The following is a 13014-nucleotide window of genomic DNA, read 5'->3' on the forward strand; positions in this document are numbered from 1 at the left end:
ACGCATGATTATGCACTCCCATGCAAGTTCAATCAAACAAAGTCGTGTGGCTCACCCGACACGGGCTCGTGTACGGGCATCCTTGACCGCATGACCGACACGCCCGCCCGGCTCCTCAGCCTGCTGTCACTCCTGCAAACCCCGCGTGAGTGGCCTGGCAGCGAGCTCGCGGAACGACTGGAGGTCAGCCCGCGGACCATCCGGCGCGACATCGACCGGCTGCGTGAGCTCGGTTACCCCGTCGAGGCGACTCGAGGCTCCGAGGGCGGCTACCGGCTGGGCGCCGGCACGGCGATGCCGCCGCTGCTGCTCGACGACGAGGAGGCCGTCGCGATCGCGGTCGGTCTCCGCGGCGCCGCCGGACAGGCGATCTCGGGTATCGAGGAGTCTTCGGTGCGGGCGCTCGCGAAACTCGAGCAGGTGCTGCCCTCGCGGCTCCGCTATCGCGTCGGCGCGCTCGGTGCCGCGACCGTGCCGCTGCCCGGCACCGGCCCAGCGGTCGACCCGGTGCACCTCACCGTCTTCGCCGGCGCGATCGCCAACACCGAGCGAACCCGGTTCACCTACCGCACCGGCGACGGGACCGAATCCCGGCGGCACGTCGAACCGCACCGGCTCGTCACGGCCGGACGGCGCTGGTACCTGCTCGGCTACGACCTCGACCGGGACGACTGGCGGATCTTCCGCGCGGATCGCATCTCGGAACCGCGGGCGACCGGCGGCCGGGCGACCCCGAGGCAGCCACCCGCGGAAGACGTGGCGGCCTACGTCACCGACAGGATGTACAGCCTCCTTCCCACCTACACCGCACGCGTGACGTTGCACGCGCCGGTCAGCCAGGTCGCCTCCGCGATCGGTGAAGGTTTCGGCGACCTGGAACCGATCGACGACGAGACCTGCGTTTTCCACGCTGGCACGGACACCCTGGACTGGCTCGCGTTCCGGATCCTCGGACTCGGCTGCGAATTCACCGTGCACGAACCGCCGGAACTGATCGGCCACCTCCGGGCAATGGCGGCGCGGGCGAATCGCGGTACGGCGTCCACAGTGGACTGACGGCGGCCGCGAGGGCCTGCTGACCCTCGCGGCCGCCGGGATTCAGACCAGTTCACCCACCTCTCGCTGGCTCGGCGGGATCGGGAGGTACGCGCCGCGGCGCTCCGGGTCGCAACCGACCCTCGGCAGCCTGGCCCGGATCCCGCCCGGTGTCCGTTCGAACCGTCGCGCGATCTCCTCGACGCTTTCCCCGGCCAGCCAACGGCTTTCCAGTTCCGCGTCGAGCTCGTCGGACCACGGCGAGCCCTGATGCGCGGGGCGATCCGCCGATCTTCGGCGGCCGTTCCGGCCATTGCTCTGCCCGGCGAACGCCAGCAGCGTGTCGGAAAGGACGGTCGCCAAGGCCGGTATGGCTTCGGCGTCCATGTCGAGCCTGCCTTCGGCGACAGGCTCCTCCTGCGGTCCGGCTCCGCCGACCGTTACGGTCACCCAGCGGTCTTCCCCGGCCGCGCCGCCACCCTCACGGGCGGCGACCTCGATGCGATAAACGGTGTCCTGCACGCGGATCTCGGTCCGGTGCTCTTCGACGATGGTCATGCCGGGGACGTTAACGGGCGGTCCCGACAATTCCGCGGCGCGGCGAGGGGAATTCGGCCGGGGGCGGTGGATGACCGGTACTTTCATCGCTTTTGGGGACGAGAGGGTGCCGGTCATGACGCGTTTCGGGCGCAAGTAGGTGGCGAATTGCGGGGGCGGACCCTCGGTGGAGGCACGAGCGACCGTGCCGATCTGGGCTGAAGGCGTCCTTCGCCGCGTCTGATGCGGTGAAGGACGCTTTCAGCCCACTTGGCATGCTGGCTTGCCTTACCCCTCAATACCGCGGGACCGGACCAAAGGGAAAGCCCCGGTCCGGAAACCCGGACCGGGGCGGAACTTTCCGAGAAAGGGCTCAGAAGGGCAGCGCCTGAGCCAGCGCCTCCTTCTTCACTTCCGCCACCGAAGACGGCACTTCGGACTTGGGTGCCGCGGAAGCACCGGCGGGCACCGGCTGCGGGACCGGCGTGCACTGCACGTCCGAACCGTTGCCCGGCTTGCGCACGGGCAGCTTCCCGGTCAGCAGGTAGTCCGCGATCTTGTCGTCCACACAGGACACACCGGACAGCGAACCCGAGTGCGTCGTGCCGCCCGGAGCGCTGATCAGGCTGGAGTTCGGGTAGCGCTTGCGGACCTCGAGGCTGCCGGGGTACGGCGTCGCGGCGTCGTTCTCCTCGTTGACCAGGAGGATGCCCGGCACCTTGCTTCCGTCGATTTCCACCGGTTTGCCGGGCTTCGCGGGCCAGTCGAGGCACGGCGCGTTGAACCAGGCGTTGCCCCAGGTTTCGAACGGCGCCCGGAAGTGCGTGACCCAGTTGTCGAACTTCCAGCGGGACCAACTCTGCGGCCACGCCACGTCGGTGCATTGCACGGCCGCGTACACCGCGTAGCCGTTGTCCTGGCCCGGCGGGTTGGAGTCGTCGTACAGGCCCTTCAAGGTCTGCCAGTCACCCTTGTGCACCCAGCCCGAGAAGGCGTTCGCGATGTCCTCCCAGCCGAAGACGTAGTAGCCGGCCTGCAGGAAGATGTCCGTCCACTCGGAACCGCCGATGACGCCGCCCGCGGGCTTGTCGTACAGCTTCTTCTGCTCGGCGTACCACAGCTTCTCGACCGCGGACGCGGTCTTGCCGAGGTGGTAGACGTCGTCGTACTTCGCGAGCCAGCCGAAGTAGATCTTGATGTTCTTGTCGAAGGCGATGTCCTGGTTCAGGTTCGCCTTGTACCAGACGTCGCGGGGGTCGACGGTGCCGTCGAACACCATCCGCCGCACGTTCTGCGGGAACAGCGTGCTGTAGACCTGCCCGAGGTAGGTGCCGTAGGAGAACCCGTAGTAGTTGATCTGCTTCTCGCCCAGCGCCTTGCGCAGGCTGTCGACGTCCTTCGCGACGTCGATGGTCTTGATGTGGTCGAGGATCGCGCCGTTCTTGGCGCACGCCTTCGCGTAGCCCTTCGCCTTCTCGCGCCACGCCGTCTCGATGGCGCGCGTGGTCGGCACGTACTGCGGGCGGTTGTAGGAGGCGTAGTTCCCGTCGCAGGTCAGCGACGGCTTGCTCTCCCCGACGCCGCGCGGATCGAAGCCGATCCAGTCGTACTCCTCGCCCGCCTTCTTGGGGACGGCCCGGCCGAGGGTCGACAGGCCGAGGCCCGAACCTCCCGGTCCGCCCGGGTTGACCACCATGACGCCCTGCGACTGGGCGGACTTGTGCTTCACGCGCGAGACGGCGATCGAGATCTTCTCCCCGCCGGGCTTCGCGTAGTCCAGCGGGACCTCGAGGAAGCCGCATTCCGCGCCGGCCTTGACCAGGCTCGGGCGCGTACACGCTCCCCAGGAGATGGGCTTCGGATCGAAGTCCGACGCCGAGGCGGCCGTGGCGGAGGGAGCGAGCGCCATGGTGCCGACGCCGATCCCCGCGACCGCCAGGGCGGCAACGAATTTCTTCACTGTGTTCCTTTTCGTCCGCGTTCGACCCGGTCGGGCCGAAGCTACCGAGAACCGGCTTCAATCTCGCTGACCGACACGTTGACCACCATCCCTCTTTAGTCGGTATCCGCGCCTCGATCCGGGCATATCCGTCTTGTCGGTCCCCTGTCGTACGCTCGCGGCGCAGGCTGGGGAAAGGAGAACGCGTGGACGAGGTGAAAAGCCTGGTTTCGGCGGTTCGCAACGGTTTGGCCGGACTGGCCGATCCGGCGAAGGCCCCGTCGATGCGGGCGTACATGAAGTCGGAGATGCCGTTCCTCGGTGTGGCGTCCCCGCCTCGGACGGCCTTGCTGAAACGGGTTTACGCCGAACATCCACTACCCGATCGAGTGAGTTTCTCGACGGCCGCGCTCACCCTGTGGCGCGAAGCGGAATTCCGTGAAGAGCGTTATGCGGCGATCGCCCTTTCCGGCCACCGCGCCTACACCTGCTGGCAGGACAGCGATCTGCTCGGCCTGTACGAAGAGATGATCGTGACGGGCGCTTGGTGGGACTACGTGGACGAGGTCGCCATCCGCCGGGTCGGGCCGATCCTCCGGGCGGAGCCGGAGACGATGACCACGCTGATGCTGACCTGGGCCTACGACGAGGACAGGTGGCGCCGCCGCACCTCGGTCATCTGCCAGATCGGCGCCAAGGGCGGAACGGATACCGATCTGCTCACCCGTGCGGTCGAGGCCAACCTCGACGACAAGGACTTCTTCCTGCGCAAGGGAATCGGCTGGGCCCTGCGCGAGTACGCGAAGACCGAACCGGACTGGGTGCGCGCCTTCGTCGCCGCGCATCCGGCACTGTCCACTCTGTCCAGGAAGGAGGCGCTCAAGCACCTGGGCGGTTGAGCACCGGCCTCGGGATGAGGGCGATGAGCTCCTCGATCCCGGCGCCGAGTTCGGGCACCAGCTCTCGAAGGTCTTTCAAGTCACGGAGCAGGATGAGTCGCGTCTCCTGGGGCGGAGCCTTTTCGAGCAGCGCCGTGAGCTCACGTGTCGCTTCGGCGTGACGTCCGAGGGCGAGGAGATAGAAGAGCGGCTGCACCTCGTTCTCCCAGTCGAAGTCGCCGTCCGCGTTTCGCGCGACCGCTTCGTCGAGGCCGGCGGCGAGGGCCTGGTGTGCTTCGGCCGTTCGTCCGGTCTTCAGCCAGGCGAGGGACAGGAGGTCACGAGCCCACACGGAGTCCGGCGCGAGCGGACGCAGGATCTCCATCGCCTCGTCCGTCTCCCCCGCGAACAGCAGAGCCTCCCCGAGGTTCTCGCGGTGGTCGGCGTCCTCGGGATCCGCGGCGACCAGTTCACGCAGGTCCCGGATCGCTTCGCCGTACTCGCCCGCCTGACGGCGGATCTCCGCGCGCAGGGTGCGGGCGCTCTCGTCCTGCCCGGCGGCCATCGCGCTGTCCACATCGGACAGAGCGCCCTCGAAATCCTCGAAGAGGAGACGGTGGCGGGCACGCCGATAGAACGCGTATCCCCCGTCCTGTCCCAGTCGGATCCCCTCGTCCAACGCGGCGCAGGCCTCCTCGTGCCGGTCGAGATCTCTGAGGATGTCGCCACGGGTGCTGTGGAAGAAGGCCATCTCCGGGTTCGCCGCGACCGCGGCGTCGATGTCGGCGAGGGCGGCCTGAGGATCGCCGGATCGCTGGTGGGCCATCGCGCGCCAGGTGTACGCCCACTCGTTGCCGGGGTCGAGTTCGATCGCGCGGTCCAAGGATTTCACCGCTTCGCCGTACCTCTGCAGCCGGCTGAGCGTGATCCCCCGCTGCAGTTGATTCTCGGCGTCCTCGGGGGCCAGCTCGACCGCCTTTTCGAAGTCGGCGAGCGCCGTCACGCGATCTTCCAGATCGTCGTGTGCCAGACCGCGCATGTAGTAGGCCCACTCGTAATCCGGGTCGATCCGGAGCGCGGCCGTGAAACCGTCGATCGCGAGCCTGCTTCGCTCGATGCGGCGGTGGAACGCCGCCCGGATCGCGTGGGCGCTGGCGCTTTCAGGGTCCGCCGCGACGATCGCGTCGAAGGTCGCCGACGCGGCGTCCACGTCTCCGGTCTGCTCAAGGAACGACGCGAGCTCCGTCAGGTAGTACACCTCCTTGGGGCGGAGGGCGACGGCCGCGCGGTGACCGGCGAGTGCCTCTTCCTTGTCCCCCAGCTCCGCGAACAGCGTCGCCCGGTAGTGGACAGCCCAGGCATAGTCGGGATCGAGCCGGATCGCGATGTCGATCTCGTCGATCGCCTTCCGGACGTCGCCGCGTTTGAAGTGGACCTCGCTCCGGATGCTGTAGGCCCACCGGTGGTCCGGCTGGAGACGGACGGCCTCGTCGAGGTCGGCCATCGCACCCTCGAGGTCGCCCAGCCGGGCCCGCGCCGACCCACGCCCGCGCCACGAGTAGGCGTAGGTGGGGTCGAGTTCGATGGCCCGGTTCAGATCCGACAACGCCTGCTCCCACTCGCCTTCGTCGCGGAACAGGTTGCCCCGGTCACTCCAGACGTAGGGGTCGGCGGGGTTCAGGTCGAGAGCCCGGTCGAAATCCCGTTTCGCCGCCTCGACGTCATCCTGGCCTTCGTAGGCCCACGCGCGCCGCCGGAGCACCGTCGAAAGCCGGGCCGCGTCGAGCTCGGCCGCACCGGCGAGCAGGTCGAGCACCTGGATCTCCCGCTGGCCGTCGCCGTCGCCGACCGCGGCGGCCAGGCGCTGCCCCCAGCCCAGTACCGCGGGCGCGTCCGCGTCGACCCCCGCCTGCTCCATCATGCGCGCCCAAGCGCGGGCGGCAGCGGTGCCGGTGGTGATCATCTCGGCGGCGCCGAGCAGCGCGTCCGGCAGTGCTTCGGCCGGGCTCCCGCACAACCGGTGGTAGGTGTGCTCGAGTTTCCTTCGCTGCCAGCGCTCGTCGTTCCAGGCATCACGGTGGCTGCTGAGCCCGAGTTCGGCACACCGGCCCTCGTAGTACTCGCTGAGCTTGCGGTGCTGCTCGGCGAACGCGGCGGGCGAACTGCCGCGTTCCAGGCGCACCATCGGACCGCGGACCACCGGGTGATAGCGCACCGGGAGTTCACGGCGCCCGACGAACGGCAGCTCCCGCAACCAGCGGAAGGTCTCCCCCGCGGTCTCCTTCCCGGTCAGCACGCCGATGACGTCCTCGTCCAGGACGCGGGGCAACGACGCCGTGGCGGCGATCTTCTGCTTGGCCTTGTCGGGAACCCAGTGCAGGAAACGCTTGACCGCGTCATCGCTGGGATCCCCGACCGCGTCCGCTTCGGTGGGGTTTCCCTGTGCCAGCATGGCGACCAGGACGGGCAGCCCGTCGGTCAGCCGCAGCACGGTCTCGACCACCTGCTCGTCGGTGATCCCGTGCTCGGCGAGCAGGTGACGCGCCTCCGGCTCGGTGAAGGGCCGGAGTTCGATCTCGCGCACCAGCGGCGCGTGCCGGTTCCATTTCGCCTCGTCCAGCGGGAACTGGCCGGCCACGGTGAGCACGAGGTTCTGCGGGAGATCGCCGTACAGTCCGCCGAACAGGTCGAGCAGCCAGGTCTCCAGTACCGGCGCGGTCCGTTCGAAGGTGTCGAAGAACAGTGCGATCTGCCGGGTCTCCGGAAGACGCCAGAGATCCTCGACGAACGGTTTGGTCAGCTCCTCCGCCGGTTCCAGGAGCAGCTGGACATCGGCCTTCCGCTTGAACTTCGCCGCGAGGTAGACCTGCAACTGTTCCAGCTGTTTCGCCGTCGCGTCCGCGTCGATCGCGTCGGCGGCGATGCTTCCGCCGGGCAGGGTCTTCGCCACGCCGAGGCCCGCCTTGACCACGGCCTTCGTCACGAGTTCGCGGCCTGCCGCCGGAGCCTGCGGATCGTTGTGGAGCCGTTCCCTCGCCTTGAGGTACGACTCGTAGCGCTTCTCGAACCGGCGCATCTCGTGCCCGCCGCGAGCGAGGTCCTTCGCCAGTTTGACCAGGGTCGCCGGCAGATCCTGTTGCCGGTCGTCCGCGAACCCGACGGCGGCGCGGGTTTCCTCGGCGATACCGCGAAGCTGTTCGAGGAGGAACGACTTGCCGACCCCGGCGAGACCGTGCACCGAGTACAGGTACCGGCGGCGCCGGTCGCTCCCGGGCAGCCCCAGATTCCCCCGGAAGTCCTCGCGTTCCCCGACCCTGCCGACGAAACCGTCGCTCAGCCGGGCACGGGCGATGTCTTGGATACTGGACCGACCGTCTGGACGTGACACAAGTCCTCACTTTGCCACACCTGAAGCGCGTGAAGGCCCCCATTCCCTCGGTTCGAGCCGAGGGAATGGGGGCCTTCACGGGACTTTCGGATCAGGTCCGCAGGCCGGCGCCGAAGCGTTCACCGGCGACCGCGACGGCGGCGTCACGGGCCTTGGTGGCTTCGTCGACGGTCAGCGTGCGGTCCGTGGCGCGGAACCGCAGCTTGTACGCCACCGAACGCTTGCCCTCGCCCAGTTGCTCGCCCTGGTAGGAGTCGAACAGCGTGATGTCCTCGAGCAGTTCGCCCGCGCCTTCGCGCAGCGCCTCGGCAAGGTCGGCCGACGGCACACCCGCCTCGGCGACGAGGGCGACGTCGAGCAGCACCGGCGGGTAGGCCGAGATCCGCGGCGCCGGACGGCCGTCCGGGATCGGGATCGCGTCCAGGTCGAGTTCCATCGCGACGGTGCGCGGCGGCAACCCGAGCGCCTCGACGACCTTCGGGTGCAGCTCACCGGCGTAGCCGACGGGCCACTGCCCCACCCGCAGCTGCGCGCAACGGCCAGGGTGCCACGGCGGCTGGTCCGCCGCGGCCGTGGTCAGCTCGACACCGGCGGCCTGCGCCACCAGCCGCGCGGCCTGCACCGCGTCGGCCCAGTTCGCCTGCTCGCCCTCGCCCCACCAGCCCGCGCGGCCACGCTGGCCCGCGAGCACGACGGCGACGTGCAGCGGCTGCGGCGGGACCGCCGCCTCCAGCACCGCGAGCTCCTCGTCGGTCGGCCGCCGGTCCACCCCGAGCGAAGGCATCGGGATCGGATTCGGCCCGGGCAGCACGACCTGTCCGATGTGGAACAGCGAGACATCCTTGAAGCCACGGGAAATGTTGCGCTGGAGAATCTCCAGCAACCCCGGGAGCAGGCTGCTCGCCATCCGGTCCTTGTCCGCCTCCAGCGGGTTGCGGACCTTCACGGTGCTGCGGCGGACGTCGTCTTCGGGCAGTCCGAACGCGTCCCAGACCGAGTCCGAGATGAACGGGAAGGGCAGCACCTCGACGTAGCCGCTCTCCGCCAGCGCGCGAGCGACCGAGCGGCGACGGCGCTGGGTGTCCGTCAGGCCCCGGCCTGCCGGGGCTTCGGGCAGCACCGACGGGATGCTGTCGTAGCCCTCCAGCCGGAGGACCTCCTCGACCAGGTCGGCGGGCTGCACCAGGTCACCGCGCCAGCTCGGCGGGACCGCGGTCACCAGCGCGGTGCCGTCCTCGGACGTGCCCACGTTGACCTTGCACCCGATCTGCGACAGCCGCTTGACCGTGACACCGCGCTGGTAGCGCACCCCGGCCACCTGGTCGGGCAGGCTGATCGGCATGGTCACCGGCGGGTTCGGCTCGACGCCGCCCTCGTCGGTGCGGCCGGGAAGGATCGAGCCTTCGCCGTACTGGCGCAGCAGGCGAGCCGCGAGTTCGACGGCCACCGCGCACAGCTGCGGGTCGGTGTAGCGCTCGAACCGCTTCGCCGCCTCGGAGAACAGCTTGTGACGGCGGGCCGTCCGGCTGATCGACGACGGATCCCAGTGCGCCGCTTCGAGCAGCACGTCGGTGCTTTCCGGCGTGATCTCCGTCGACGCGCCACCCATCGTGCCCGCCAGCGAGATGACCCCGCTGTCGTCGGCGATCACCACGTCGTCCGGGTCGAGCGTGCGCTCGACATCGTCCAAAGTGGTCAGTTTCTCGCCCGGCTTCGCCTTGCGCACCACCAGATCGCCCTTGACCGAACCGGTCGCGAACGCGTGCAGCGGATGCCCGAGTTCGAGCATCACGTAGTTGGTCACGTCGACCGCGAGGGAGATCGAGCGGATACCCGACAACATCAGGCGACGGCGCATCCACCACGGCGTCGGCGCGGTCGCGTCGAGGTTCTTGACGCGGCGCAGCACGAACCGCTTGCAGCCCTCGGTGTCTTCGAGGTGCACCGGCCAGACATCGCTCTCGGCCTCGGGGACCTCGAGGGACGCCGGGTCGCCGAACGGGACGTCGAGCGCGTTGGACAGCTCGCGGGCCAGGCCGCGGACCGACAGGGTGTACCCGCGGTCCGGGGTCGGCGTCACCTCGAGGACGGTGTCTTCGAGGCCGAGCAGCTTGTTCGCGTCCTCACCGGGGCTGGCCGTGCTCGGCGGCAGCACCAGGATTCCGGAGTGGTCGTCACCGATGCCGAGTTCGCTCGCCGAGCAGATCATGCCGTCGCTGAGCCTGCCGTAGGTCTTGCGCGAACCGATCTCGAAGCCACCGGGCAGCACCGTGCCGGGCAGCGCGACGACGACCAGGTCGCCCTCGGCGAAGTTCGTGGCACCGCAGATGATCCCGCGGGTCCTGATCCCCGTGGGACCGTCGTCCTCGAAGGGGCCTTCGTCGTCATCGTCATCGTCGGCACCGTCGGCGTCGACGTTCTCGTCAGGTTTGGCGTCGTTCTCCGGCTCACCGACATCGACGCGGCAGAAGCGGACCGGCTTCTTGAACTCGGTGAGCTCCTCGATCTCGGCGACACGGCCGACCACGAGCGGACCGGTGACCGGTTCGAGCTTCCGGACGTCGTCGACCTCGATGCCGATGCGCACGAAGGCGTCGGCCAGATCCTGGGCGGTGACCTCCTCGTCGACGTCGAGGTGTTCGGTCAGCCAGCTGGCTGGGACCTTCACTCAGGCCTCCGTTCCGAAGGGCAGGGTGAACCTGATGTCGCCCTCCACCATGTCGCGCATGTCCGGGATTCCGTTGCGGAACTGCAGGGTGCGCTCGATACCCATGCCGAAGGCGAAGCCCGAGTAGACCTCGGGGTCGACGCCGCAGGCACGCAGGACGTTGGGGTTGACCATGCCGCAGCCGCCCCATTCGACCCAGCCGGCACCGCCCTTCTTCTCCTCGAACCAGACGTCGACCTCGGCCGACGGCTCGGTGAACGGGAAGAAGTGCGGGCGCAGGCGGGTCTTCGAGCTTTCGCCGAACATCGCGCGGGCGAAGGCGTCGAGGGTGCCCTTGAGATGCGCCATCGTCAGGCCCTTGTCCACCGCGAGGCCTTCGACCTGCGAGAACACCGGGGTGTGCGTGGCGTCGAGCTCGTCGGTCCGGTACGTGCGGCCGGGGCAGACGACGTACACGGGCAGGTCACGGTGCAGCAGCGTGCGGGCCTGCACCGGCGAGGTGTGGGTCCGCAGCACCAGGCCGGAGTCCTCCTCGCCGAGGTAGAACGTGTCCTGCAGCTGGCGCGCGGGGTGATCCTTGCCGAAGTTCAGCGCGTCGAAGTTGAACCACTCGGCCTCGAGTTCCGGACCGTCGGCGACCTCGTAACCCATCGCGATGAACGCGTCGGCGATCCGATCCGACAGGGTCGCGATCGGGTGCCGGGCCCCACGGGGCACGCGGTCCCACGGAAGCGTGACGTCGACGGTCTCCTCGCGGAGCACCTTTTCGTCACGCTCGACCTGGAGCACGGCGCGGCGGGCATCGAAGGCGGCCTGGATGGCTTGGCGCGCTTCGTTGACCCGCTTTCCCGCCTCGGCCTTCTCCTGCTTCGGCAGGGCGCCGATCTCGCGGCGGGCGAGCAGCAGCGGAGACTGGTCCCCGAGGTGGGCGGGCTTGACCGCGGCCAGCGCGTCGAGATCCGCCGCGGCCGCGAAATCGGTCTCGGCCTGTTTGACGGCGGCCGTCAACGTTTCCGGCGCGAGCGTTCCCGCCTGGGGGTCCTGCTTGTCGTTGGCTTCGGACATAACTCCTCGGCGTCCGCTGGGACTGGTCCGGTGCACGCGAGCGCACACATGGGTTTAGCAGCTGCTGAATTCTATGGGACAGCGAACGGCGGCTCCCGATCACCCTCGGGCTGGGCACACCGTCACTCGGAAGTGCGAAAAACGCGCTCTACGCCGTAAACAAGGTGCTGGAACGAACAGTGCGTTCCATGAGAGCTCCCTTGGCGTCGTGGTGCGAGCGGCGTGATGCCCGCGACTCTACGTCGTGGCGGTCCGGGAGGCCATCGCATTCGTGTACACGCAGATCGCGGCGGCCGTCGCGAGGTTCAGGCTCTCCGCCCGGCCGTACATCGGGATCTTGACCGCGAGATCGACCGTCTCCAGGACGCCCTGCGGCAGTCCGTGCGCCTCGTTGCCGAAGACCCACGCGGTGGGCTCGTCGAAGGTGACCTGATCGAGCTCGGTATCGGCGTAGCCGTGCGCGCCGAAGGTGCGGAGTCCGGCGGCGGAGCAGGCCTTCAAGGCCGCGTCGACGTCCCGGATCCGGGTGATGGCGGGGTGGAACAGGCTGCCGGCGGCCGCGCGGACGCATTTGCCGTTGTGCGGGTCGACGCTGTCCCCCGCGAGAACGACCGCGTCGGCACCGGCGGCGTCCGCGACCCGGATCACGGTGCCCGCGTTACCGGGGTCCGCGACGTCGACGAGGACGACGACGAGCTTCGCGCCGGGCTTCAGGACAGTCCCTTGTGGACGGTCGACGAGCGCGCAGACCGCGACGATGCCTTGCGGCGTCACGGTCTCGGACAACCCGTCGGCAGCGCGATCGGTGATCGGCGAGACGGCGACGCCCGCCTCGCGCGCGACGGCGACCAGGCGCTCGTGCTGCGCGGCGGCGCGTTCGGTCACGAACAGCTCGTACACCGTGCCGTCTTCGAGCGCGGCTTCGACCGCGTTCGCGCCCTCGGCGAGAAACCGGCCGGTCTTCTCACGTTCGGCCCGGCGGGTGAGCTTGCGCGCAGCAACGACCCGGGGCGTCCGTTCGGTGAACGGAGCGGCCCCGGGTCGGTGAAGAGCGCTGTCGCCGGTCAGGCCGACTTCTTCTCTTCGGTGTTCACGTTCGCCTTGGCCAGCTCGGCCAGCGCGGTGAACGCGGCGGCGTCGTTGACGGCGAGGTCCGCGAGGATCTTGCGGTCGACCTCGACACCCGCGGCCTTGAGGCCCTGGATGAACCGGTTGTAGGTCACGCCGTTGGCGCGGGCCGCCGCGTTGATACGGGTGATCCACAGCTGGCGGAAGTCACCCTTGCGGGCACGACGGTCCCGGTAGGCGTAGTTCAGCGAGTGAAGCGTCTGCTCCTTCGCCTTGCGGTACAGCCGCGAACGCTGGCCGCGGTAGCCGCTGGCGAGCTCGAGAGTCGCGCGACGCTTCTTCTGGGCGTTGACAGCCCTCTTGACGCGTGCCACTGGGGTCCATCCTGTCGATCTGGGGGCGCGCTGGCGCGCCCGGCGTTTACAAAGTGCGGGGT

General features: G+C 69.1%; 9 protein-coding genes. 2 read left to right on the forward strand and 7 right to left on the reverse strand.

Going from position 1 to position 13014, the window contains the following annotated elements; translation table 11 throughout:
- Positions 1-90 precede the first annotated feature (90 nt).
- Positions 91-1056, forward strand: coding sequence for a helix-turn-helix transcriptional regulator (locus ACLJO0_RS37215; RefSeq protein WP_410584029.1), 966 nt, complete (start codon positions 91-93; stop codon positions 1054-1056).
- A gap of 42 nt (positions 1057-1098) precedes the next feature.
- On the opposite strand, the gene ACLJO0_RS37220 is transcribed toward ACLJO0_RS37215, so the two are convergent.
- Both ACLJO0_RS37220 and ACLJO0_RS37225 read right to left on the reverse strand, forming a co-directional pair.
- A complete protein-coding gene (locus ACLJO0_RS37220) occupies positions 1099-1593 on the reverse strand; it encodes a helix-turn-helix domain containing protein (protein ID WP_410584031.1) in 495 nt (164 codons plus the stop codon).
- Positions 1594-1945: 352 nt separating this feature from the next.
- Complete coding sequence (locus ACLJO0_RS37225) at positions 1946-3532, reverse strand: alpha/beta hydrolase (protein ID WP_410584033.1); 1587 nt, start codon at positions 3530-3532, stop codon at positions 1946-1948.
- Between the two features lie 185 nt (positions 3533-3717).
- Here ACLJO0_RS37225 and ACLJO0_RS37230 point away from each other — a divergent pair, with 185 nt between their 5' ends.
- On the forward strand, positions 3718-4410 hold the full coding sequence (locus ACLJO0_RS37230; RefSeq protein WP_410584035.1) for a DNA alkylation repair protein: 693 nt from the start codon (positions 3718-3720) through the stop codon (positions 4408-4410).
- Here ACLJO0_RS37230 and ACLJO0_RS37235 read toward each other — a convergent pair.
- The 5 genes from ACLJO0_RS37235 to rplT all read right to left on the reverse strand — a co-directional run bounded on the left by ACLJO0_RS37235 (position 4391) and on the right by rplT (position 12952).
- Complete coding sequence (locus ACLJO0_RS37235) at positions 4391-7777, reverse strand: tetratricopeptide repeat protein (protein WP_410584037.1); 3387 nt, start codon at positions 7775-7777, stop codon at positions 4391-4393. The genes ACLJO0_RS37230 and ACLJO0_RS37235 overlap by 20 nt on opposite strands.
- A 91-nt stretch (positions 7778-7868) precedes the next feature.
- Positions 7869-10445 carry a phenylalanine--tRNA ligase subunit beta gene (gene pheT / locus ACLJO0_RS37240; RefSeq protein ID WP_410584039.1) on the reverse strand — a complete coding sequence of 859 codons (2577 nt, stop codon included), beginning with the start codon at positions 10443-10445 and terminating at the stop codon, positions 7869-7871.
- A complete protein-coding gene (pheS, locus tag ACLJO0_RS37245) occupies positions 10446-11510 on the reverse strand; it encodes a phenylalanine--tRNA ligase subunit alpha (protein ID WP_125789869.1) in 1065 nt (354 codons plus the stop codon).
- A 237-nt stretch (positions 11511-11747) separates the two neighbouring features.
- A complete protein-coding gene (locus tag ACLJO0_RS37250) occupies positions 11748-12578 on the reverse strand; it encodes a TrmH family RNA methyltransferase (protein ID WP_410584502.1) in 831 nt (276 codons plus the stop codon).
- A complete protein-coding gene (rplT, locus tag ACLJO0_RS37255) occupies positions 12575-12952 on the reverse strand; it encodes a 50S ribosomal protein L20 (protein WP_005163284.1) in 378 nt (125 codons plus the stop codon). Before rplT ends, ACLJO0_RS37250 begins: the two co-directional genes overlap by 4 nt.
- Positions 12953-13014 lie beyond the last annotated feature (62 nt).

The sequence above is a fragment of the Amycolatopsis sp. lyj-108 genome, assembly GCF_046549005.1.
Taxonomy (GTDB): Bacteria; Actinomycetota; Actinomycetes; order Mycobacteriales; family Pseudonocardiaceae; genus Amycolatopsis.

Excerpts from the sequence above, each read along its gene's own strand:
- ACLJO0_RS37215 (WP_410584029.1), top strand. The coding sequence starts at position 91 with ATGACCGACACGCCCGCCCGGCTCCTCAGCCTGCTGTCACTCCTGCAA.
- ACLJO0_RS37220 (WP_410584031.1), bottom strand. The coding sequence starts at position 1,593 with ATGACCATCGTCGAAGAGCACCGGACCGAGATCCGCGTGCAGGACACC.
- pheS (WP_125789869.1), bottom strand. The coding sequence starts at position 11,510 with ATGTCCGAAGCCAACGACAAGCAGGACCCCCAGGCGGGAACGCTCGCG.